Annotated in this window: 25 protein-coding genes and 1 pseudogene; 12 read left to right on the top strand and 14 right to left on the bottom strand. The window is 35.4% G+C overall.

The window, feature by feature from the left end; translation table 11 throughout:
• Positions 1-2: 2 nt before the first annotated feature.
• The 6 genes and pseudogenes from arsB (JZO76_RS05930) to arsR form a co-directional block, all read right to left on the bottom strand.
• Positions 3-1085 carry an arsenite efflux transporter membrane subunit ArsB gene (arsB, locus tag JZO76_RS05930; protein WP_061724878.1) on the bottom strand — a complete coding sequence of 361 codons (1083 nt, stop codon included), beginning with the start codon at positions 1083-1085 and terminating at the stop codon, positions 3-5.
• A gap of 9 nt (positions 1086-1094) precedes the next feature.
• A pseudogene (gene arsB, locus JZO76_RS05925) lies at positions 1095-2135 on the bottom strand (ACR3 family arsenite efflux transporter); the annotation flags it as partial.
• Positions 2136-2190: 55 nt separating this feature from the next.
• A complete protein-coding gene (gene arsD, locus JZO76_RS05920) occupies positions 2191-2532 on the bottom strand; it encodes an arsenite efflux transporter metallochaperone ArsD (protein ID WP_277988642.1) in 342 nt (113 codons plus the stop codon).
• A 55-nt stretch (positions 2533-2587) separates the two neighbouring features.
• A complete protein-coding gene (arsA, locus tag JZO76_RS05915) occupies positions 2588-4315 on the bottom strand; it encodes an arsenite efflux transporter ATPase subunit ArsA (RefSeq protein WP_206903232.1) in 1728 nt (575 codons plus the stop codon).
• 13 nt (positions 4316-4328) lie between these two features.
• Positions 4329-4694, bottom strand: a complete 366-nt coding sequence (arsD, locus tag JZO76_RS05910) for an arsenite efflux transporter metallochaperone ArsD (protein WP_061724874.1) — start codon at positions 4692-4694, stop codon at positions 4329-4331.
• Entirely contained in the window at positions 4672-5022 is a 351-nt protein-coding gene (arsR, locus tag JZO76_RS05905) for an As(III)-sensing metalloregulatory transcriptional repressor ArsR (protein WP_010750088.1), read from the bottom strand. The genes arsD (JZO76_RS05910) and arsR overlap by 23 nt, the downstream gene beginning before the upstream one ends.
• A gap of 260 nt (positions 5023-5282) precedes the next feature.
• Between arsR and cadC the strand changes: the two genes are divergently transcribed.
• Both cadC and cadA read left to right on the top strand, forming a co-directional pair.
• The gene (gene cadC, locus JZO76_RS05900; RefSeq protein ID WP_002406511.1) at positions 5283-5642 is read left to right on the top strand and encodes a Cd(II)-sensing metalloregulatory transcriptional repressor CadC; all 360 of its coding nucleotides are present in this window, start codon (positions 5283-5285) and stop codon (positions 5640-5642) included.
• A complete protein-coding gene (gene cadA, locus JZO76_RS05895) occupies positions 5639-7756 on the top strand; it encodes a cadmium-translocating P-type ATPase CadA (RefSeq protein ID WP_147658567.1) in 2118 nt (705 codons plus the stop codon). Before cadC ends, cadA begins: the two co-directional genes overlap by 4 nt.
• A gap of 220 nt (positions 7757-7976) precedes the next feature.
• Here cadA and JZO76_RS05890 read toward each other — a convergent pair whose 3' ends face one another.
• Positions 7977-8789 (bottom strand): helix-turn-helix domain-containing protein, encoded by an 813-nt coding sequence (locus tag JZO76_RS05890; RefSeq protein ID WP_147658565.1) that lies wholly within the window; start codon positions 8787-8789, stop codon positions 7977-7979.
• Positions 8790-8950: 161 nt separating this feature from the next.
• Between JZO76_RS05890 and JZO76_RS05885 the strand changes: the two genes are divergently transcribed.
• The 3 genes from JZO76_RS05885 to JZO76_RS05880 all read left to right on the top strand — a co-directional run bounded on the left by JZO76_RS05885 (position 8951) and on the right by JZO76_RS05880 (position 11649).
• A complete protein-coding gene (locus tag JZO76_RS05885) occupies positions 8951-10207 on the top strand; it encodes a replication initiation factor domain-containing protein (protein ID WP_071857949.1) in 1257 nt (418 codons plus the stop codon).
• A gap of 89 nt (positions 10208-10296) precedes the next feature.
• Positions 10297-10494: a hypothetical protein gene (locus JZO76_RS14160; protein WP_002372025.1), complete on the top strand. Its 198-nt coding sequence runs from the start codon at positions 10297-10299 to the stop codon at positions 10492-10494.
• Positions 10495-10599: 105 nt separating this feature from the next.
• Positions 10600-11649, top strand: a complete 1050-nt coding sequence (locus tag JZO76_RS05880; RefSeq protein WP_147658564.1) for a tyrosine-type recombinase/integrase — start codon at positions 10600-10602, stop codon at positions 11647-11649.
• A gap of 425 nt (positions 11650-12074) precedes the next feature.
• On the opposite strand, the gene JZO76_RS05875 is transcribed toward JZO76_RS05880, so the two are convergent.
• The 4 genes from JZO76_RS05875 to JZO76_RS05860 all read right to left on the bottom strand — a co-directional run bounded on the left by JZO76_RS05875 (position 12075) and on the right by JZO76_RS05860 (position 16103).
• On the bottom strand, positions 12075-13805 hold the full coding sequence (locus JZO76_RS05875; RefSeq protein WP_206903231.1) for a DUF2326 domain-containing protein: 1731 nt from the start codon (positions 13803-13805) through the stop codon (positions 12075-12077).
• The gene (locus JZO76_RS05870) at positions 13796-14026 is read right to left on the bottom strand and encodes an ABC-three component system middle component 6 (RefSeq protein ID WP_206903230.1); all 231 of its coding nucleotides are present in this window, start codon (positions 14024-14026) and stop codon (positions 13796-13798) included. Before JZO76_RS05870 ends, JZO76_RS05875 begins: the two co-directional genes overlap by 10 nt.
• Entirely contained in the window at positions 14013-14996 is a 984-nt protein-coding gene (locus JZO76_RS05865; protein ID WP_206903229.1) for an ABC-three component system protein, read from the bottom strand. The genes JZO76_RS05870 and JZO76_RS05865 overlap by 14 nt, the downstream gene beginning before the upstream one ends.
• A 243-nt stretch (positions 14997-15239) precedes the next feature.
• Positions 15240-16103, bottom strand: a complete 864-nt coding sequence (locus JZO76_RS05860; protein WP_206903228.1) for a helix-turn-helix domain-containing protein — start codon at positions 16101-16103, stop codon at positions 15240-15242.
• A 178-nt stretch (positions 16104-16281) separates the two neighbouring features.
• On the opposite strand from JZO76_RS05860, the gene JZO76_RS05855 reads away from it, so the two are divergent.
• The 4 genes from JZO76_RS05855 (at position 16282) to JZO76_RS05840 (ending at position 19361) form a co-directional block, all read left to right on the top strand.
• Positions 16282-16632, top strand: coding sequence for a hypothetical protein (locus JZO76_RS05855; RefSeq protein WP_206903227.1), 351 nt, complete (start codon positions 16282-16284; stop codon positions 16630-16632).
• A 207-nt stretch (positions 16633-16839) separates the two neighbouring features.
• Positions 16840-17685 (top strand): rolling circle replication-associated protein, encoded by an 846-nt coding sequence (locus tag JZO76_RS05850; RefSeq protein ID WP_206903226.1) that lies wholly within the window; start codon positions 16840-16842, stop codon positions 17683-17685.
• Between the two features lie 39 nt (positions 17686-17724).
• Positions 17725-18000 (top strand): helix-turn-helix transcriptional regulator, encoded by a 276-nt coding sequence (locus tag JZO76_RS05845; RefSeq protein ID WP_206903225.1) that lies wholly within the window; start codon positions 17725-17727, stop codon positions 17998-18000.
• 65 nt (positions 18001-18065) lie between these two features.
• Positions 18066-19361 (top strand): site-specific integrase, encoded by a 1296-nt coding sequence (locus JZO76_RS05840; protein WP_206903224.1) that lies wholly within the window; start codon positions 18066-18068, stop codon positions 19359-19361.
• Positions 19362-19675: 314 nt separating this feature from the next.
• Here the strand turns inward: JZO76_RS05840 and JZO76_RS05835 are convergent, their stop codons facing one another.
• The 3 genes from JZO76_RS05835 to JZO76_RS05825 all read right to left on the bottom strand — a co-directional run bounded on the left by JZO76_RS05835 (position 19676) and on the right by JZO76_RS05825 (position 21791).
• Positions 19676-19891 (bottom strand): hypothetical protein, encoded by a 216-nt coding sequence (locus JZO76_RS05835; protein WP_033918655.1) that lies wholly within the window; start codon positions 19889-19891, stop codon positions 19676-19678.
• Positions 19892-20040: 149 nt separating this feature from the next.
• Positions 20041-20790 (bottom strand): hypothetical protein, encoded by a 750-nt coding sequence (locus JZO76_RS05830; RefSeq protein ID WP_174784470.1) that lies wholly within the window; start codon positions 20788-20790, stop codon positions 20041-20043.
• A 5-nt stretch (positions 20791-20795) separates the two neighbouring features.
• Positions 20796-21791: a sigma-70 family RNA polymerase sigma factor gene (locus JZO76_RS05825; RefSeq protein WP_137613986.1), complete on the bottom strand. Its 996-nt coding sequence runs from the start codon at positions 21789-21791 to the stop codon at positions 20796-20798.
• Positions 21792-22120: 329 nt separating this feature from the next.
• Here JZO76_RS05825 and JZO76_RS05820 point away from each other — a divergent pair, with 329 nt between their 5' ends.
• The 3 genes from JZO76_RS05820 to JZO76_RS05810 all read left to right on the top strand — a co-directional run bounded on the left by JZO76_RS05820 (position 22121) and on the right by JZO76_RS05810 (position 23658).
• Complete coding sequence (locus JZO76_RS05820) at positions 22121-22663, top strand: helix-turn-helix domain-containing protein (RefSeq protein WP_206903223.1); 543 nt, start codon at positions 22121-22123, stop codon at positions 22661-22663.
• 256 nt (positions 22664-22919) lie between these two features.
• Positions 22920-23366, top strand: coding sequence for a hypothetical protein (locus JZO76_RS05815; RefSeq protein ID WP_206903222.1), 447 nt, complete (start codon positions 22920-22922; stop codon positions 23364-23366).
• A gap of 115 nt (positions 23367-23481) precedes the next feature.
• Positions 23482-23658: a hypothetical protein gene (locus tag JZO76_RS05810; RefSeq protein ID WP_170178040.1), complete on the top strand. Its 177-nt coding sequence runs from the start codon at positions 23482-23484 to the stop codon at positions 23656-23658.
• Positions 23659-23947 lie beyond the last annotated feature (289 nt).

Below are 23947 nucleotides of genomic sequence, written 5' to 3'. Positions count from 1 at the left end.
TGTTAATTCCCTCCGATATCAGACAATTCTGATGGATTTTGAATGAACCAATTTTTTGTGCGATTAGATATTTTAACTAACAGTAACATGACTGGTACTTCGACTAAAACGCCAACTACAGTCGCTAACGTAGCGCCGGATTGTAACCCAAATAATGAAATAGCTACTGCAACGGCTAATTCAAAAAAGTTACTTGCGCCGATCATACCTGCTGGTGATGCAATATCATGCGGTAGCTTCCAAAGCTTAGCCCATCCATAAGCGATTGTAAAAATAAGAAAGGTTTGGATAATTAATGGAATCGCGATAAGTAAAATATGCATAGGGTTAGCTAAAATCTTTTCTCCTTGGAAAGAGAAGATAATAATCAATGTTAATAATAACCCCATAATGGTAACCGAATTAAATTTCTTTAAGAAGACATTTTCAAAATACGCTAAGCCTTTATTTTTTATAATTATCACGCGTGTGAAGAAGCCTAATAATAGCGGTACAACCACAAAGAGCAACGTTGATAGTAAGAGTGTCCCCATTGGAACGGCCACATTGTCAACACCTAGTAAGAACGCTACGATAGGTGCGAATAGAAATAGAATAATCAAATCATTGATAGCTACTTGAACCAAGGTATAACCTGCGTCTCCCTTTGTTAAATAACTCCAGACAAAAACCATAGCGGTACATGGTGCTGCGCCGAGAATGACTGCTCCGGCAACATATTCCTTAGCTAGATCCACGGGAATTAGATTTTTGAAGACAACATAAAAGAAGAAGGCTGAAATGGCATACATAGTAAATGGTTTAATCAACCAATTGGTTACACAGGTGATAATTAGTCCTTTGGGTTTCTTTGCTGCACGAGCAATGCTAGTAAAATCAATTTTCAACATCATCGGATAAATCATTAACCAGATTAATATCGCGGTTGGAATAGAGACTTGATAATACTCAAACTTACTTAATGTGTCTGCCACAGCTGGAATAAACTTCCCAATCAACACACCTACTGCCATACATAAAATAACCCATAAAGTCAGATACTTTTCAAAAATCCCTAATCCTTGTTTTTTATTTTCAGCGCTCATTTTTTCCTCCTAGTGGCTTACGCCTTCTTTCGTAAAATATTTTTGCTTAAATTTCAAAGCAACATTCACTAATGCGATGAGTACGGGCACTTCAACTAGTGGACCGATAACGGCTGCAAAAGCTTCCCCCGAATTAATCCCAAAGACGTCTACTGCCACAGCAATCGCTAATTCAAAGTTATTACTTGCTGCGGTAAAAGAGAGCGAAGCTGCGACTGGATAACTCGTGCCCATTTTATTAGAAATGAAGAATGAAACAAAAAACATAATAATAAAGTATAAAAATAATGGAATGGCAATTCTTACAACATCAAGAGGTAATTCAATGACTTTTTCCCCTTTAACAGAAAACATAATCACGATTGTAAGTAACAAAGCAATTAATGTAATTGGACTAATTTTAGGAATGAATTTTGTTTCAAACCACGTTTTCCTTTTGAATTTAAGTAAAAGAAATCTTGAACTAATCCCAGCAATAAAAGGAATTCCTAGATAAATAAAGACACTTTTGGCAATTTCACCCATAGTTATATTTACCGAATGTGTTTCTAAACCTAACCATGTCGGCAAAACAGTCACAAATATATAGGCAAATAGCGAATAGAAAACAATTTGGAAGATCGAGTTAAAGGCAACTAAGCCTGCCGTGTACTCACTATCGCCTTGAGCAAGTTCACTCCAGACAATGACCATCGCAATACATCGAGCAATACCAATCATGATCAGTCCGACCATGTAGTCTGGATAGTCATGAAGAAAAACTACCGCCAGTACGAACATAACAATGGGACCGACGATCCAATTTTGCACTAAGGAAAGCAACAAAACTTTCCAATTCTTGAATACACGCCACATTTCTTCATATTTCACTTTGGTTAAAGGGGGATACATCATCAATATTAGACCGATTGCAATAGGGATAGAGGTTGTACCGACTTCTAAATGGTTAATCATCTTGGGTACGCCGGGTAAGAAATAACCTAGGCCAATCCCTACAGCCATTGCGATAAAAATCCATAAGGTTAGATATCTATCTAATAATGATAATTTATGATAATTTTTTTGTTACTTGATTCACTTATTTCATCTCCAAAGTTTCTAGAATTTATTTTATATCTTCTAACTTCAATCCTGTCAATTCACGTATTTGTTCGATAGTTGGATATTTCCCTTCCAGATAAACTTGTCCATCTACGAGAGTCAGCGGCAATCCTTCTACTCCAGATTCTTTCAATTTTTGATTGACTACTTCACTTCTGACAAAGGCTTGTGGATTCTGTGACAAATTTCTTCTATAGATTCGATTTTCCTCAGACGCATTGACTTCTTTTGTGATTGCCGTAATTGTCAATAACTCCTGATCCACAGAGGGACCACACACGCCGGTAGGACAACACATTGCCGGTTCATAAATTTCAATTTTTCTCATAATTATCATAACCTCCATTTAGATAGATAAGTCCCTTTAAGAAAGAAACTCATCTATCGTAAAAGTAAAACGTTTAGTGGACGAATTCTGCTTCAAAATCAGACACCCATTCAGCCACTGCAAAATGCCCGTTGGATACTTCAGCCACTTTCTCTATCCATTCAATCTCATTGGCTGCCCGAGCTTTTAAAATTACGTTCGATGTGTCTGTCGCATACATACTCTGATTGACTAGCCACCATGTATGAGCAATTTTTGCTCTATCCAAATCCGCATCAAGCCGTAATGATTCATAAACAGGCGTCGTTTCAGGTAAGGTGACCATTAATACTTCAGTTTCAGCCTTATTTTGTAAACGCGGCAACAGTTTTTTGATAGATGCTGGAACTTCACCAGCACTGCGTTCGACCTCTTTTGCATAGCTTTGGGTAGAATCTAATAATAACAATGTATGACCGGTTGGTGCGGTGTCTATCACAACAATCTCATTTTCAGCCTTATCGACAATCTCAGCAAAGGCTCTGAATATGGCAATCTCTTGGGTACAAGGGGAACGCAAATCTTCCTCCACATACGCAACATCATCCGCACTCATCGTTTCTCTTGCTTTGGCTAAAACTTCTTCTTGGTAAGCTTGCAATTCCTTTTCTTCATCAATATGGCTCACAAAAATTTCTTTAGTCTCTGCTAAATAAAGGCTTAAGTGATCGGCCGGATCTGTTGTCGCTAAATGAACTTTCTTGCCAGCTTTTGACAAAGCTTTCGCTATTTGAATCGCAATAGTGGTCTTCCCTACGCCACCTTTACCCATTGTAAAAATAATTTTTTTATCTGTTGCGATAAAATCAGCGACAATCTCACTGAGTGTAGGCAATTCAATCGCTGGATTTGTTTGTTCTGAAATCGGTGGTTGATTCTTATCAAGTAAAGTCCGTAGATTCTGGATACCTGTTACGTTGTACGCTCGTAACGGAACATAGAATTGCTCAAATTTCTTTAATCCTGCGGGCATCTCACTTAAATCTTTTTGTTGTTGGTCGTAAATCGTTTGTGAAATAGGATCATCCGCTGTTTCAAGTAATCCATTAACAATTAATTTTTGGCTAAGAATACCTAGTTGACTTAATTCATCAGACGCTCGAGTCGCCTCGATTATTGCCGCTTTTTGAGGGCGAGTCACTAACATTAGTGTAGTCAATTCTTCTTGGCTTAACGTTTTAACTGCTTCAGCGTACATCTCTTTTTTATCGCCTAAACCAGATAACTGTCCTAGACAAGAAACACCTGTCGTATTTTCATCTAAGTAATTACTCCACGCAGAAGGCAGCTGCAGCATCCTTAATGTATGACCGGTCGGAGCCGTGTCAAAAATGATGTGATCGTAGGCTTCTTCAACAGATTTATCTGTCAAAAAATTTGCAAATTCATTAAAAGCCGCAATCTCCACGGTACATGAACCAGACATCTGCTCTTCCATGTTTTCTAATGCGCTATCGGGTAGAATCCCTCTGTAAGGACCAACAACACTTTCCTTATATTCAGCTGCGGCCGTCACTGGGTCAAAATTAGCTACTCTCAAATTAGGAATGCTGTCGATCGTTTTTGGTTTATTGGTCAATTCTGTCTGAAATACATCTTGCAGATTCGAAGCAGGATCCGTACTAACCAACATCACCTTCGCGCCATTATCTGCTAAACTTGTCGCTGTCGCACAAGCAACCGTTGTCTTACCCACGCCACCTTTACCAGTAAAAAATAAATATTTTGTCGGATTCAGTTGATTTAATTCATATCGTTGCATATTTACATCTCCCTTAGCAGCAGCCAGATCCGCCACAACAACCGCCTGTCTGTTCAGAATTTTGGTTAACAAATACCAACCCAGTGTAGTTAGAAAGTTCATCCATTGTTGGATACGCACCCATTTTAACAATGGCACCATCTATCACTGTAACTGGCAAGATTTCATTGCCTTTTTCTTGCATCACCTTCAACACAGTCTCATTATTGACAAACGCATCTGGGTCGCTGGTCAAATTGTGACGAGTCGCTTCAATTTGAAAGACTCCCTGTAGCGCTTCAAAAACTGAGGTAATCATGAGCAATGTTTCATCCACTGAGGGACCACAAACACCGGTTGAGCAACACATTGCTGGTTCAAATAGTTCTAATTTTTTCATGTACTTCTTCTCCTTTTTCTACACATTCTTTATTCTGACAGATACACGTTTGCTCGTCATTAGACAGCAGTTGCATCATTGAACCCAAAAATTCTCTGACAAACTCTTCTTGTAACGTATAATGATGCCATTTCCCTTTTTTACTGACTGAAATAATTCCAGCTTGTTCTAGCACCTTCATATGATGAGATAGTGTTGGCTGAGTAAAGTCAAAATGATCCAGTAGATCACATGCACAAAGACTGCCACAAGAAAGAAGATCCACAATCTTCATCCGTTTTGGATCAGCCATAGCCTTTAATAATAATGATGTTTTTTCATAGTTCATAGCTTTTCTCCTTCATATCGATAACTATCTATGTATAAAATATAGATAATCATCTATGTTTTGTCAAATGTTTCTGTCTTTCAGCTCAAATTACTTAGTTACTCTTTTGGGCTCGATTAAACCAAGTTTGAAAATCACTACTCTATAGATTCATCATTCAATCTTTACTGTTCCCTGTATATTCAAATGATAACTTGAATATAATAATAATCTATGATACACTTCATTCAAATAGCAATTAGAATAAAGGGGGAGCTTGTATGAAAAACGAAATTTGTGAAATCTCATGTGTTCATGAAGATAAAGTTTTACTAGGAAAAGAAAAGTTACAAACTGAAGATATTTCGAGCTTGAAAAGTGTCTTCAAAATTTTAGCTGATGAGAATCGCTTAAAAATTATCTACGCCCTAAGTTATGAGGATGAATTATGTGTATGTGATATCGCAGCAACTATTGAAGCAAGCGTGGCAACAACCTCACACCATTTATTATCATTGAAAAAGAATGGAATTGTTGTGAGTCGGAAAGTAGGGAAATTGGTTTATTACTCTATCAAGAATGATAAATTTGTCCAACTACTAAATTCCAAACTATATTTAGAAGATGAGGTGCTAGTATGAGTGAAAAAAAACAAGTCTATCGGGTTGAAGGATTGAGCTGTACGAATTGTGCGGCAAAATTCGAAAAAAATGTTTCTCAAATACCAAAAGTTACCGATGCAAAAGTAAATTTTGGTGCCGGAAAAGTCTCTATCGAAGGCGAAGCGACTATTGCAGAAATTGAAGCTGCAGGAGCTTTTGAGAATCTGAAAGTTCAGTCCGAACATGATACAGAACCTCGCATTGAAACAAAAGAGCCTTTTGTGAAAAGAAACTGGAACCTATTGGTTTCACTGTTTTTAATTATTTTGGCATTAGTATCTCAAGTAGTTAACGGTGAAGATGCGCTATTAACAGAAGGATTATTTATACTAGCGATTATTATCGGCGGATTTAGTTTGTTTAAAGAAGGATTTTCAGACCTATTTAAATTGGATTTCTCAATGGAATCTCTTATGACAATTGCAATCATTGGTGCTGCAATTATTGGTGAATGGACTGAGGGCTCAATCGTTGTTATCTTATTTGCAATTAGCGAGGCTTTAGAACGATTTTCAATGGATAAAGCAAGACAATCAATACGTTCCCTAATGGATATTGCTCCGAAAGAAGCATTAATTAGAAGAAATAATGTTGAACAAATGATTAATGTTTCAAAAATCGAAGTAGGCGATATTATGATCATTAAGCCTGGACAAAAAATTGCTATGGATGGTCAAGTCATTAAAGGCCATTCCTCAGTGAATCAGGCTGCGATTACCGGTGAATCTGTCCCTATTGAAAAAAATATTAATGATGATATCTTTGCAGGAACGATTAATGAAGAAGGTGCACTTGAAGTCAAAGTAACAAAACATGTAAATGATACGACTATTGCAAAAATTATTCACTTGGTTGAAGAAGCACAGGGTGAACGAGCACCTGCTCAAGCATTTGTCGATAAATTTGCGAAATATTATACACCCACCATTATGGTGATTGCCGCATTAATCGTCATTGTTCCCCCATTATTTTTTAACGGAGATTGGAATACTTGGTTGTATCAAGGGCTCTCTTTATTAGTTGTTGGCTGTCCTTGTTCTTTAGTAATCTCAACACCTGTGTCTATCGTTTCAGCAATTGGAAACTCTGCTAAAAATGGTGTTTTGGTAAAAGGCGGTATTTATCTTGAAGAAATTGGTGGCCTCAAGGCCATTGCCTTTGACAAAACAGGAACATTAACTAAAGGAACACCAACGGTAACAGATTTCACTACAGTTGATTCAAAAGACGAAGAGAAATATTTCTCAATTATTACAGCATTAGAATCATATTCTCAACACCCTCTCGCGTCAGCAATCTTAAAAGAAGCTGATAATAGAGCGATTTCTTATAAATCAGTAGTTGTTGACGAGTTTACTTCAATTACTGGAAAAGGAATACAAGGAAACATTGAGGGAATTACCTATCTTGTAGGGAGTCCAAAGCTTTTTGAATCTATTTTAACAGATAACTCGAAGATTATTGAAACTTACCAAAGACTTCAGCAACAAAGAAAAACAGCGATGCTCTTAGGGACGGATAAACAAATTTTGGCAGTCATTGCGGTAGCTGATGAATTAAGAGAATCAAGTAAAGCAGTCATTGAAAAATTACATGATTTAGGAATCGAGCATACGATAATGCTGACTGGTGATAATGCTACAACTGCTCAGTCAATTGGAAAACAAACAGGTGTAACTGAAATAAAAGGCGATTTGATGCCTCAAGATAAATTAGATTATATTAAATCACTCAAGGAAACCTATGGAAAAGTTGCCATGGTTGGTGATGGTATTAATGACGCGCCAGCATTAGCTGCCTCAACAGTCGGTATCGCAATGGGTGGTGCTGGAACAGATACAGCTTTAGAAACAGCTGATGTTGCTTTAATGGGTGATGACTTACAGAAACTTCCCTTTATTGTTAAATTAAGTCGCCAAACATTGAGAATCATTAAGCAAAATATTACCTTCTCATTGGGAATCAAACTATTAGCATTATTACTTGTAGTTCCCGGCTGGTTAACATTGTGGATTGCTATCTTAGCTGATATGGGGGCAACTATATTAGTTACTTTGAACGGCTTACGACTGATGAAAGTTAAATCTAAATAGACAAGTAGTAGCATAAAAAGAGGAAAGACTAGCGACGGCAGCGCCGTATAAGCTAGTCTTTCCTCTTTTTAATGCTGTTGCAGGACGGCGTAGCCGGACGGCATGGGCAAGCCCCTCTTTCTAACAGGGGGCTAACAAAGAACAGGAAACTGTGACAACTACCCATTTGGGAGTGTCCTAGCAGTGTTTTCTTTGTCACATGCTTATCAAGCTTGTCACTTTATTTTGATGATGGATACGCTGCATTTAACAGACGTTCTTTCTCGACTTCCATCACGAATGGTAGATAAAGATATCGTTGTTCTAGTAGATATTGATTGTCCTCTGTGTACTGATAAGAAGCTGTTTCTTTTGAATAGACCAACGGAGCAATTCGCACATCCCCGGTTGATTGATTGATCGAGTATAGAAGGATGGCTTTTTCAACAAGTTTCTTGGGCAAATGTTTCCCAAAATAGGAATAGGATTCTTGATTTGCTAAATAGACTAGTAAGCGATCCACACTAAAGTTGGAGAAGGTAAAGGACATCATATGCAGAATATGATTTTGATTATCATGTTGTAAATAGAGTTGCGCTTCTTTGCCAAAGTTGGTTGAACCCAGGTAAAGCTGCTTTTCCTCATCAATACATTGGAAAGTAAACTGGTCTTGTTCAGTTGGTGGAATGAGGTTTGTAATAAAAAATTCAATCATCCGATCCATTTCTTTTTCACTAACAAGACCGGCTTGTTTCATTTCGTCTACTATCAGTCCTTCAATCTTAGGGTCAAGCTTACCAGCCTTTTTTTGAAGCATTTCTAAAATGTATTGATTTTCTTGATCACCATACAAAAGATATTCGTTGGTGACATGACCCACCTCTGCAATTTGGTGAAGGGTTTCGGTTTTTGGAAGATTAATCCCGCGTTCCCAATTATTGACAGTGCTTCGCGGTAAATCACCAATTAGTTTGCCAAATTTCTCCATACTCAACTTTAACTCTTGACGAATCTGCCGAATTCGATTGCCCACTGCTTGCTTGTCTATCTCCATGAAAAATCCTCCTCATGATAAGTTCTTAAATTCAGTATACGCTTGTACTTAAAAAAAGTCAAAATGTATTGACTTAAAATAAATACAGGCGTACAATCGATTTGTACTTAAAATAAGTCTGATGGTTCTTTGACAATTTAATAGCAGAAGGAGGTTTTTCTATGAACCAAGTCAATCAACATGATCTCGGGGAAGCCATTCGAGTTTCTCGAGAAGAAAGGGGGTGGACCCAGCGATATTTAGCAGAAAAAGTGGGGATTTCGAGGTCGTTACTATCAAAGGTAGAAAAAGGAACGAGACGATTAAGTGCAGAAAAACTGAATCTTGTATTGGATAGTTTGCAAGAAGAGATTGTTCCAGTTAATCGTGTTTTGATTGATTATCTAACCATTCACTTTTTCTCGAATCAACATTTAAAGTTGATTGAAGAGATTATTGGCATGCCTATTGAACGCTTTGAGGAACTGGATTATGCGCCAAAGGGCTATATTGGGCAATATGTTTGGAATCAAGTAATCACGATTCGGTATTCCATTGACGATACGGTAAAAGGAACCGTAATGGAGTTTTCAGGTCAAGGCTGTAAACATCTTGCCATGCGTTTGAAGACCGCAAAATCAAACTGGCAAGAGTTCTTCCGTAAGGTATTAGATTATCAGGGAAACTTTACACGGATTGATTTTACTTTAGATGATTTTGTGGGGAGTCTCAGCATTCCAGAACTGAAGCGTAAGGTAACACTAGGCCATGTGTGGACCACTTTTCAAGTGAGTGAATCTCATGGCGGTACGGATATCATAAACAATGAATCAAATGGTGAGACCTTGTATTTAGGCTCAAAGAAGAGTCAGTGTCGCTTTTGCTTTTATCAGAAGGATTATGAACAACGAAAGCGACGAGGAATTTCTTTAGAAGAAGCAGAAGTAAAAAATCGCTTTGAACTACGGTATCGAAAAGAGAAAGCGCAAAGCTTGGCAAAGATTATTTCAAAAACCCATGATTTAACCAAACTATTCTTTGAGTTACTTAATGGGGCAATTTGTTTTTATGACCGTGCTCCAAATGATCCAGGTGCAAAAGTCGATGCCAAATGGGCAGCCTTTATTGGCAATCATGGCGCAATCACCATTTCTTTAGAAACAATTCCTCAAAGCTTTGAGAAAAGTATGAATTGGTTAATTCACAGCGTTTCTCCCACCCTCGCATTTATTCAAGAGGTAGATAATCATTTTGATTCAAATTTGATTAACGAGATTATTAGCTGTGGGGAACTTAGTTCAAGGCAGCAAAAAATATTAGAAAATTTGATTGCTGAGCCTGATTATTATCAGGAAGAAGTAGAATTTTATATCCAGTGTCTTCAAAATATGAAGGCAGAAAAAATACACAAAAAAAGCAAAGCACAGCTTACACATTAAAATGTATAAACGTACTCCGCCCTAGACAAGTTGAGTATAGCACATTTCCTTGTGTCAGCCAAAAAACATTTTTGGAAAGGAAATAAACTATGAAAAATACAATAACTACTTATGAATTGCCCTATCTACTTACTAGAGAACAAGCTTCTCATTTTTTAGGGATCGATCCAAAATCTTTTGATAAATTCGTTCGCGCAAACGATGAGTTAGAGCGTTTTATGATAGGAAGACAAGAACGATACACTGTCACTTCCCTCATTAATTTTATTAAGACGCACTCTATCTAGCTAAAATATCGTAGGATGGTTGATTAGATGCTTTTCGCCATGTAGAATGACGGTGTATTCAACTAGCATTTATCAACCATCTTTCAGTGAAAGGATTTGTTATAAATGCCTAGTATAATTAAACGTGGTAACTCATATAGAGCTCAGATCTCACTTTACAATCATGGTCAACATAAGAAATTGACAAAATCATTTAGCTCTAAAAAGGAAGCAACTCGTTGGGCTTTGGAAAATGAATTGGAGAAAGGAAATGGAAAACAATTAGCAGAGCGTACAACAACATTTGCTGACTTCTTTGAAAACTGGATTCATATCATAAAGAAAAACGATGTAAAAGAAACGACTTTTCAAAATTATCAAAGGACTTCTCAAGTGGTGAAGAAATTATTTGGCGATATACAGTTAAAGGATTTGAACGATATTGTAGTACAACGAAAAATAGATAAGTATGCAGAAACTCATTCTCGTAAAACCACTCATGAAGTACTATTGAAAATCAAAACGGCATTACGTGATGCTTATGCTCGTGGCTATCTTGCTACCGATTTTGCAAATTTAGTCAAAACACGAGGGAAAGTTTTAGATAATAGAAACCGTGCACTTTCTATTACCGAATTAAAGAAACTGCGTACTTATGTCATTAATCATCGAGAAAATGAGTTTAACATTCTTGTACTCCTTGCCTTAGAAACTGGCATGAGACGCGGAGAGCTTTTAGGTATACGTCCCGAAGACCTCTTTGAATATGGTATCCATGTCAGACGTTCCCTTAGTCCAACTTCTGAAGATACCTCGTTAAAAACAAAAAATTCAAGACGAGATATTTCCATTAACCAAGAAGTCTACGATATTCTAAAATCTGTCCCGATTAAAGATAATGGATATTTTTTTGATCCTGACGGCTTTCAACAATCTGCTAAGCTCGCCAGATTACTGAAAAAACTAGATATTCCAAAAACTACCTTCCACGGCCTAAGAGATACTCATGCTTCTTTTCTATTTTCACAAGATATTGATATTGCCTATGTATCAAAACGCTTAGGTCATATCAATATTCAAACAACGCAGAACTATTATCTTGAATTGATGCCAGAAAAAAAGCACCAGCAAGATGCTGATGCTTTAAACCTCTTAAATTCTTTGTCAAATTTATAATTTGAACCAACTTGAACCAAAAAATTCTTGTAAACGTTGATACAATAAGGAATTGATTAACGTTTTGAGAATTGTGAAGCTTTACGAGCTTTTTTAAGACCTGGTTAGCCCAACCATTTTTTCAAACAGCTTCATAATGCTTTAATAGCAACGATTTAGAGAGACTGAAACATGAAAAATTTTATTGACTTTCAAATTATTTGAAAGCAATGGTGTCAACTAATTACTTGCGAGCCGACTCTTTGCTATCTTAATTTCATATAATACATCGAGTGAAACTTAAGAGTTAGCCTAACCCAAACAGGCAGATCAAATATATCCTCATCTTCGATTACGAAAAAAATAAAGAAATATTATAGTGAGATATTTTCCTACCAAAGAGATTCCAACCCTAAAAGTCGATTATATCTCATATCTTTATGTGGCTATTCTATTTCATCGGCCTCTATTCGAAATAACTTGTCATTATCCGAAAGTGAAAGAATAATATGTTCTTCATTGTTTAGATCAGAAGGAAGCTTATCCTTCAAAATAGAAAACACAAGTTGGATTCTATTTTTTTCAGCAAAGTTACTAACTTTTGTTAACTGATTTCCATGCATGAGTTCTTTTTTATCATTTAGCAAGAAGTCTAAATGCGCAATATTTTCAGCTCTTGCATATAGTATATAAGCAATATCGAAACAAATAATCTCGCCTTGTTTCTTCCCAGAACTAGTATTTGTGTTAAAACTCTCAAAATAATAGTACTTCTGCTTTGTTTTCTTATCTTCACGAATCTCATAGGAGATACCGTACTGTTCACCATACAACTCCATTGATACAGCAGCGAAAATTTTATTGAATTCAATGATTTTTCGAGTAAGGTTCTCTTTAAATTCTTCTGAAAAACGGTCACCATCCAATAGTTTGATCTCATTGTTTAGTCTTGAGATAACCGCTTTAGAGTCATCGATTTGTTTCAGCGCTACAGTTAATTCTCCTAAGTGCTGGTACTGTTTTGTTAAATTTTCTATGATGTCTTCAAGATCCTTAAACGTATCACTACTTGATATGCTTCGAGCTAATTTTCCCTCCTCCATCAATAGTACTCTCAATCGGTCACTATAAACTTGGACTTCTTCCTCTATTCTAGGAATATCTTGCGTAATAAAGCGAATCTTCTCTACAATCATCTTATTGTGGTATTCAACCATTTTTTCGAAGGTAGTCTGAATACCTGAGACATCTTTTTTAGCGGTAGAGTATAGTTCTTTTAATTCGCTATTGTCTACATTCGAAAACTCTTGATTCAACTCTTTCTCAGTTTCCTTCAATAATTGCTTTCTTAATTCCAACTCACTTATTTTTGAACTGATGGTAGCAATCCTTAGCTTCAGTTGATTTAACGTATCTAGCTCTTGCTCGTAATTTTCATTAATATTGAGACTACTTTTTCTTGCTTCAAGATTATCGATAGTTTCTTTTATAATTTCAATCTGAAATCTTATTTCTGTAGCAGATCGGCTTTTTTCTAACCGTTTTTTGTATTCTCTTTCAAGTTTTATCTGCTTGTTCAATTGAGATCTATCCGATACTGGCAAGCCTAGCATAAATAAAAATAAACTCTCATATTCAAATAGGGTCGTAAAATGATTCAAAAACTTCAGAGTGTTTTCTATTTCCCTATCTCTATACCGGATATTGTGGGCAATTAGCTGTCTGAAAGAAGGCTTTTCCGACTCTCGCTCTCCAAAAATCAAAGTACTTAAAACCGGGATAAATTCTTTCCCATTACCCTTTGCATAGTTGTTCCCATTTATTGACATAATTTTTTTATTTCGACTTAAAAAGTTTCTGTTTATTACAACTTCTTTTGAATCCAAATCTTCCAAACTTTCTTTAAGCGTTAAAGAGATGGTAACTTCTTTATCAATTAGGAATTTTTTCACATAGGATATTTCGTTTCTTGTCTCAGGATCCTTATAGATGACATCTGCATCTCCACCAAGACAGTAATCAATCAAAGCAAGAACGGTAGTTTTACCAACATTATTCCCTGTCTCAATATCTTTAATACCACTAGTTACATCAACTATTAAATTAGCTCCATAATGAAATTCTAGTCTACGGATAATCCCAGTATTCGAAGAAATTGTCATTTCTTTTAAGTACATAAAACAACACTTCCTTCCTCATTGATTTTCACCGCATCAATTAAATATAGCCAGTCTAAACAGTATGCATAGTTTTTAAGCGAGATATCTGTTGTTTCCTTCAAAATATAGTATAGCTCCACTATCTCGAAAGGTTCAATACTTTGTTTTACCTTTTTAAGAAGCATAGCGGCATAATAATAAATACTAGTTTCTGGCTTTATTTCATCAGGTAATAACATACTTATACTCCTCCGGATTCTTAAAAATCTTACACCTAATGAATGCATCTACTACAATAATCTTTACGCACATTTCCAAAACATCTTCTTCAATATTCTCATAGTTACTACTGCTCAGAATATAATCTTCAACTGAATTTACCACATTAAAAAACTTCTCAACATTTTCGATAGGCTTGGTTAGTTCCTTTTCGTATATAGAAGTAATTTTCCGTAATACAGATATCCGCTTATTCTGGCCCTCATGATCAAATACTTTATACACAGAATCAACTTTATTGTAGTAGACTTTGTATTCATCAATTGTCGTTTCCTTGATCATTAATAGATCATTGAACTTCACCTTTTCATCAATGTTAAACTCATCCAAATTCGTTGGATTGGAGGTGATATTTAAATCCTCTTGCGAAAGAATATTGATGATGGTAGCCAGATTACTATTTATTTTTATCGGGTTAGGTTTCTGACCAAATTCGCTTTCAAACAAATCATTCACTAGCGCTTTTCTACCAGCATTCAGCTGAGAAATCTTGCTGATTAAAAGTACTTTATCTAAAATATCATTTTTAGAATCAAAATCGATTTCATACGGATTAGCAAATGACTGACCCCTTAAGGACTTTGCCTCATCAGAGATAAACATAAACTGAATTTTGTATTTTTTTTCGGCATATTCCTTCATTGACTTCTTCTTCAATGTTGACTCAATTTTTGCCTTGCTTACTGTTGAAGTAACTTGTACAATGATTTTATTCTCATCGTCAATCAAATCGATTGCTTCAAAATTAGCAACTAAATCATTAGCAGATTCTAATTTATAAACAAAGACGTAGTTGATTAAATCTCTATAAAATGTTTCGGCATGAATGTTTAGGTCTAATATATTTAGCTTTCCATTCGTCTTTATTCGATTGGCCAATATCTCCAATTTTTCGGAAATATTGTTAAATAATCTTTGAGAGTTCATCATAGAAGTCCTTTCATCATTTGGTAATTTTGATTCTCCACAAATATTACCATTTTTGGCGGTATATATAAACAAGAAGCTAAACGAGAAATTTATTTAGCATGATCAATAGATAATTACTACTCACTAGTTATTCAATATTGCCTACTCCAACTATAGTGTATCAATGTGAGTACAGCAAAAATTACAATGATTTCCAGCGTTAAAAATAGCAGTTCGGCTTTTATTATATAGTCAAATATTTCGCTACTCTTCAAACCAATCTTCCAACTCATCCGTACTAGCTTTCTTGTATAATTTGATCAATGCCGGTCGCAAAGTCTGAATTGTTTCAATCAGCTCATCTCCACCAAATCTTCCTGTGAAAGATTTATTTGTTAATTTTTCGGATAACTGGTTGATGAATTGGCTCGTTTGCTGTGGGTCGGCAAGAATATTAATTAATTTACCAATCAAATAGCGATCATCAAAAATACGATTGGTAAAGAAATCAAATTTCAAAACTTCTTCCTCAACCAATTTCTTCATTGTTTCTTTATCCTCATAATTAAACTCGCCAGCTACATCCATGTATTCGATGATACCGCTCGTAATAACGGTGACTGCCTCATCTTTCTTCTGTTTAGATAATTCATCGGCAATCGGTAAATTTTTTATCTGATCACGTACCATTTTTTGAATTTCTTCTTTAATGACTTCTTGTTGCAGTTCATAAAAATAATCATCCATAAACTCCTCACATGGATAACCAACTTCATTTTCCCATGCAGGATTTTTAAACTTCCCAGTGTAAAACTCTTCTTTAATTTCTTTTACAACTTCTGGATGTTCTTGCACAATCCTGTTCTGCCCTTTTAACTGCAAGTAGTCCGCAATATATTCTTCAATATCACCAAAGTAAAACCAACCTACTGGTTTCCCACTAATACTCGATAATTGATTAATGACACTTTCAGGGGCCAATGCATATCCTTGAACATATGAGCTGATTGTTGGTTTCTTTATACCCAAACGATTGCCCAACTCTGTAAAGGACAGATTCATACTCTCTTTGATTTCTTTGATTCGTTGTCCTACCTTCACTTTGTCAGGTTGTAATAAATCAAACATAGATTACTTCCTCCTTGTCATTTTTACCTATTATACCACTCGTATAAAATTTCGTATATATTTTTGTGAAAAACACTTGATTCCGTATAAATTATCGTATAAAATATAAAATGTAGACGGCCATCTATTTTTTTAAAAGAAACGTATAAAATATCGTATAAAAGAAAGAAGGGCTATTATGCCAATTAAAATCAATGATTTCACTTTACCAAAAGAAAAACTCGAAAAAGAATACCAAGTTGTCAATGTTACTCGCTGGCAAAAGGATGGCGAGATTCTTGGATGGAGTTATGAATGTATCTTACCTAAACTCCGATACGAGAAAATCAGTGTCAAAGTCAAATCTGAAAATCCCGTAATTACTCCGGAAGAACTTACCCAACAAGGTTTAGCCATGGTTACATTTACCAATTTAGTAATTGCGCCTTGGGGGCGCTCTAACGGTCAATTTGTCAGTTATGGCTTATCGGCCACGGCAGATATTGCAACTTTGATTCCAAGAAAACAAGGGAACCCTGCACAAAACTAATTCCCCTGTGGGTTTTGTTGGGTGGTTAGGACGGAAACGGCGGGGCAGCGCCCATAGAGCCGTTTCTGTCCGTTAAGACCGCCCAATAAACACATAGGCTGGAAGGACTGCTTTGCAGGACTTCCCCTTAACTTGATTTATAGAACAACATCAGGCGAAAAATGATGGTTCTTTGACAACTGAATACACATCAAGGAGTGATGATTTTTGAAAGCTTATAATCAGAAAATCATTGAAACTCCCACGTACCTTGAAATTTATGATTATGAAGCAATCATTACTCCTAAACAAAAATCAGAAAAATGTGAAATCAATCCAAAACGAAAAAAAGAATTAGCTTGGCTTTATGAAGAAGAAAATATAACTACTGATAAAAGAAAAAACTATGATGAACTATCCGCTCAAGGACAATATGACAGCTTAAAACGAAAACAAAAATACTATCAAAATATGCGTTTTGAAATTGCTCGACTCGTGGATATGAACTTCGACAATCAGACAAAATTTTTAACCCTTACTTTCAGAGAAAACATTCAAGACATTGCCTATGCGAATAATGAATTTAAAAAATTTATCAAACGAATAAACTACGAACTCTACCATACAAAAAAGGCAAACCTAAAATACCTTGCCACGTGGGAAAAACAAGAACGAGGTGCCATCCATTACCACATCATTTTATTTGATTTTCCTTTTATCTCCGTCAATCGTCTTACTAGCATCTGGAGACACGGATTTGTCAAAATCAACAAGATTGATGTGGATAGTATCGAAAATCGTGGGCGCTACATCAGCAAGTACTTCGATAAAGATTTAGATATGAAAGAGCATAAGAAAAAAGCGTTCTTCAAATCACGCAACCTCAAAGTGCCTAGCGTCACAAAACAACTCGTGGAGCAACCCTTTGATACCACAAATCAAGACGTACTTTATACCTATGAGTATCTTGTAAGACGCCCGATATTTTACAGTGCTGTAAATGAAGGTGGGAATCCAGAACAAGTGATGGATTTTCAAGAAAGCATTGTTCGTTATACCAAGATAAAAAAATGATTCATTATTCCCTACGCAAAATTCAAAGGAAGTGAGAATATGACCGAAATGAAAATTTTACTCAGTGATGATCAGATGGGCATTATTTCTAATCAACTATCTGATTTAATCACAACTGAAATCGAAAAAATTAAGACACAGGAAAACCTGCAACACCGCTATATGAATAAAAAGCAAACTTGTCACTATCTACAAGTTTCCAATAATACGTTAGATGGCTGGATTAAAGAGGGCTTACCCTTTATTCAAATCCACGGATCAAATAGATTTGACCGTATCGCCATTGATCAATGGCTGGCAAGCCTAGCAAAATAATTCCGACATCGTTATACTCCATATATAGTATTTGATTTCGGCTCGCAAACTCGGAGGGAAATACTATGGCAATTAGCAAAACAGAAAATGAGACTTACCGTTTACGGCTTTACTATCCACAAGATATCCAAGAGATGATAGGTGTAAACAAACTTTATTCCAAAACTTTCAAAACTAGAAAGGAGGCAAAAGAAGCAGAAATTGATTTTTATGCCAAGATTAAAGAGCTACGGGAAAACAAAGAAAAGAACGCTTTTGAACTAGGTGGCGAAGCACTGTTCAAAGATTTCTATGAAGATATCTGGATTGATGCTTATACAGCTGGCTTAACTTCTCGAAACACGAAGTCTCCTACTCCTGTCACAATCGCGAATACAAAAGATATTTTTCGACTTCACATCTTACCAATGTTCGGAAAATACACATTGAACTATCTGAATCAAAACAAAGCCTTTGTTTTAAAAATCATGACTCAAAAGGCTGCCGAATACGCAAACTTCAAAATACTACGTAGCTACGTTAATTCTATTTTCGATTGGGCAGAAGAACTTGAATACATTGAACGAAACAAACTAGAAAAATCGCTTAAACGAATCAATGCTACTAAGAAAAATCAATTACAAGAAGCTAAGAATGAAGAAGATTTATACCTCTCCTTTGAGCAACTTCAAGAATGGCTAACTGCCGTCCAAAGCGATTATGAAAGTGGACAACTGACTTTACAGGACTATGTATTATTTCTGACTACCTTCTTTTTATCTGATCGCAAATCAGAAACTTACGCCATCAAATGGAAGAATGTGAATTTCACTACCTCCCAGATTACGATTGGCAAAGCCTTAGATAAATTCGGTAATGAAAAAAGCACTAAAGGAAACAAAACAACGATTTTCCATATTCCAAGTGAACTAAAGCAATTACTTCAACAGTGGAAAGTCCAACAAAAAGAAGAACTAGCTCAGTTTGAAATCGAACAAACCGAAGAACAGCTACTCTTTACCTTCTTTGATGATAAAGGGAATATCAATCAAAGGCTTCATACAGATTATTTGAACTACCGTATGAAATCTATTGAGCGACGACATAAATACCTTACCCATGCGACTCCGCACAAGTTACGGCATACTGGGGCAACTTTAGCTAAACAAGCTGGTGTCGCTCTAGAACAGATTTCAGAAGCCTTGACTCACAGCGATACCAACATCACAAGAACTTATGTAAATACACCTAACGTCATTCAAATGCCGATTGGAGAAATTGCCTATCGCAAATTGTCTCAAAATGTTGCAGACCGGAATGGTGTCAACAGTGGTGTCAACTCAAAAAAAGACGCTTCGCAAAGTGACTTGCGAAACGCCTGAAAGTACTGATATGAAGCTGTTTTTAACGTTTTGAGAATTGGCTCGCTTTGCGGGCTTTCTTCAAACCTGGTTTTGCTTATAAATAACACAAATCGATTGTTTATCGTTTAATCTAAAGGGTTTTATAGATTTTTTAAAAATCTTTATATCAATCAATTTCAACTGATTTCAAGCAACTCGCACATCAAAACGTACATCAAAAAAATACGCAAACCAGAACAAGACTACTCAATATAAATAACAAATCAACAATTATTTATATTTGACATATCGTACCTAGGAATATCTACTGTCACCGTGAACAACATCATATCTCATTCGCGTTCAAATTCAGACGAGCGATATTTCTCAATGACTATTTTTAATATCTCAATAATTTCAATATTTCCATCTACATATTCTTCTACTAATTTCATCGTATCTTCGGAAGGCATTGCTGCATCTAATGCTGAGTATGCCAAAGCAGTATCTCGAAGTTTTTCTCGCTCAATTTTCGTGGTGTATTTTATATAATGTTCGTCATCATTCATACCCTACGACTCCTTAGAGGTTGCTTACTAATAAAATGCTGATACAAAGCGACTTCATATCAATTTTTTCTGTATAAAATTACTCCTTTTTGATTACATAGTAGTTTAAAGTAATTAAAGCTATAATAAATCCTTTGAGGGTGGGATTATTATTTAGATTGCAACAATACAGTTAACATCTCGTATGTCTGCGTTTTATCAAAAGGAATATCCTCATTTTGAGGAATTTCATTTATTCGTGTCTGTAATTCATCTAAGAACTCCAGCATGTCTTCTTGCACACGTTCATTAAGGGGCAACGAATCGAGATTTTTCAAAGAACCTAATAGTCTTGCTATATCGTTTAAATGCTTTTTGATGTTTCTACTATCCACTCGCATGGTTCCCTGTTCACGTTTTTTAGTTAAGTCCAACCAGGCTTTTGCTTTAAACACAATAAGATATTTACTATCCAGCACTGAATAACCATCTACAATAATTTTTCCTTTTACGAGAAGATCATAATAATCTTCATCAAGTAATAGTGCAGATAAACTCATATCCTCATCAAAATGTACCGGAGCAGTTCTTAATGTACTACTGAACCAATTTGGCGTTACACAAAATAGCTCTATAATTGCTGGATAATCTGGATTATCTGTTTTAAAGCGATATAGTTTTCCCTTCTCATCCATTTTATTTGGTGTGTACCCACCCGCATAAATAAAGTCAACAAATGCCTGATAAAACAACCAATCCTTCTTTTCTTCGATAACCACTAAGTCATAATCTTTTGTTGAACGACTATTCAATCCATTTTGATGTAAAACAAGTGATGTAGCGGTACCACCAATTATCACATAACGATCCGAATAATCTTTAAAGGCTTCTAGAAAGTTTTCATTACTATTTAACGGCATCTCAATTACTCCAAACTTTGTTTTATTTTGTAAAGTAGTTCATCCAGTTCCATCTCAATCCTTGGATCATCGCTATCTTTAAGGCTAAAATACAACGATATTGGATCAACGAATCGATCATTACTAAGGGAAAATGGGGAATAACTCCATAATTCTAGTTCAACCCTATTACCAATATTCACTTCAAATACTTCCTTGTTACTCATTATTGAATCTTCAATTGACTCCTTAAACACTTTTAGTGAAGTGGCATATACTTCCTCGGTATTTGCTAAATTTGATATTCTACTCAATGCCGGTAGTCCAGCAACTTTTAACCTAGTATTGGTTGTCTCTATTTCACTTAATTGATTAATATCTTTGTGCTTCAAATATACACTTTGCTTTTTAGGGTTTGTAAAAAAAGAAGCAGCTTTTTCAAAAACGTCATTTTTGGAAAGTAAGAACGAATAACTTCCATATTCTGATTCAATCCATTTAAACGAACTAAATTTTTTTAAACCTCGATAGACGGTCGGAATAGACACGCCGGTTATTTCACTTATTTCATTTGGTGTAAATCCTTTTCCTGTTCTAAGTAAAATACTTATAAGTACTGCTTGTTCACTAGGAGATAATTTATCTTTTAAGCCTAGCTCTATATTTTGAATTCTCTTAAGGGACATTCCAAGATCCGGGATAAACAAATTCCCCTTATAATCCACAAAAGGAATTCGAGCTTTTAACAATAATGTTCTAGTTTTTTCAGGTATCTCCGTAAATACTAAAATAATCTTTTGTCCGATAATTTCACCTATTTTATCCGCCTGGTTTATAAATGATTCAATCGACCCTGTCCTTTTTTCTTTAACTAATACAAATCGTTTGTTTTCATTTAAAATCGTCATTTCTAGATAATCATATCGATACTCAAAAGCTATAGGCAAATTAACAACTACATTTTTTAGTTGAACTGGCAATGCAATCTTTTCAAATACTTTATAGATTTTTTTTTCGTTCAATCTAACTCACCTACCGTTTTATCATGATAAGCAAATTTTATCACCGCATTTGATAATTTACAACCGTTTTGATAATTCGTGTCTGTTAATTTTATAATAACTAAAAGTAAAAACAGATTACTGGAAAATCAGAATTATTCTGTTCAATTTAAATCATCTAGGATAGAGTTATAGTAAGCAGAAGAACTATCTAATCGGAACAAAATGTCATAATAATAAAGAAAAAATCATTTGTGTAGATTTGTCGCACATTATATGATGAATTCTTAATTTCAGCGCTAGGATTATAATGTTCATCCAGTGATAATAAAGTTCAGGAGGGATTTTACATGAAGATTGGAGTTAAGCTAAAAGAAGCAAGAATACAACGGAAATGGACACAAGACTATGTTGCTTCTCAACTACAAGTTTCTAGGTCTACAATTTCAAGTTGGGAAGTAGGGCGAACTTACCCAGACTTAGAATCTCTTGTTCGACTAAGCGATCTTTTCGAAATTTCTCTTGATACTTTATTAAGGGAGGACAACACCATGACAAAAGATTTAAGCAAAAATATTAGGAAGGGTAGAAATTTAAAATGGATAATCGCACTAGTATTAATCATTTGCATTCCTATCTCTTTTCTAGCAGGTCAAAGATACAAAGAGCAAAAGATAACCTACATGTCTCCCAACATAGTAACCGCAGCTAGTATCCCAGACGAATTAACCAATACAGAGCAAATTGAGCTATCCTTTGATGTTCCTCAAGGTCTCAAATATCAGGGTTATACTGAAGCAATTGAAAATGATACTTTATATATTTCATTATTAGCTAATTTCGAAAAGGGCAATAAAAAGCAATCAGAAAACATAGAAATTAATCTTTCATAACACAGCAATAATGAGCTAAACAGATTGAAAAATATAGTGGTTGTTAATGGAGAGTTTGGTTCGCCAAACAAAACATTCGATGATTTTGAACAAAATAAGATTTGGAGTATCGACTAAGCAACCTTGCTATATCAAGGTTGCTACAGTATGTAGCAGAATAAAATCAGCCTTAGTTACAAAACATATCAAGCAAAAAGTTGCTAAGTTACTCACGCAGTATTAGCATTGAGTCCTCTTAAATGAATGGAGAATTGCTATGAAAAAAATTATGTTTGGTTCAGTACTTGCTTTGAGCTTATTCGTTGGTAGTGGGATTTACACCCCGCTAATTGTTTCTGCTGCGACAGAAGAAAGTGATTCAGCTAGTTCTACAGATACAAGAATTGAATTATCTGATGGAAGCTTCCTAGTATTGAAAGATTATGTTGGTACTGAAGGTGTCGACTTTGTAGTCAATCAAATTATCGAACAACCTGACGGAAATCTTACGAGAGCAGTTGGAGGATATTATTTATCAACCTCTACTACTATCACGTACTACACTTCGAATTACCCATCCCAAGTATATCGTGAGGTTTCAAAAAATATGTCTGGTAAGATATGGTTATATGCAGGAAATATTCCATTAAAATCTGTTCAAAGCGGAGGGACTCACGGCGGATATAATTGCCATTATGCTGGTAAGATTCCAAGAATACGATAAAATATACAAGATTTTAAAAGTTTAACATGAAGTTTCTAGTACTATCTAGTGAAATTGACCACAAAAAATTATAGCAAAATTTCAAATAGCAAAAACATTCTGAAAGTATTTTGTCATGAAAAAAGTAATTATTGGTATTTTAGCTATGACTTGTCTTCTCTGCGGGACTGGACAAATTGTAGCCTCTGCTGCTGAAAATTCAGATATTTCAGGTCTAACTGGTAATTTTACTGTTGATTCTAACGGATCAACGGATTCACCAGATAAAATCAGAGTAACAGTGACACTTTGATTGATAATACTTTACTACCAGAACCAGATTCTAGATTACGATCTAATCCCTCATCATACTATGTAAGTTCGTATACTTATATTGACTGGGGAGCAGATCCACTAAAACCAATGCCTACCTATATCAATGTAACAGCTGACGTAAAAAACTACTACGACGGACTTAAAGGAAAATGGATTTACGATCATTATGCAGGAAGATTGAAAATTTACAAACAATATCGAAACACTGGATACTACTCAGGCACAATGTACAAGCAATCTTCAGCTCTATTATCCACGCCAATGAA

The sequence above is a fragment of the Candidatus Enterococcus myersii genome (assembly GCF_017316025.1).
Lineage (GTDB): Bacteria > Bacillota > Bacilli > Lactobacillales > Enterococcaceae > Enterococcus_C > Enterococcus_C montenegrensis.
The sequence above is the reverse complement of the archived record's forward strand: the minus strand, read 5'-3'. Positions and strand labels throughout refer to the sequence as shown.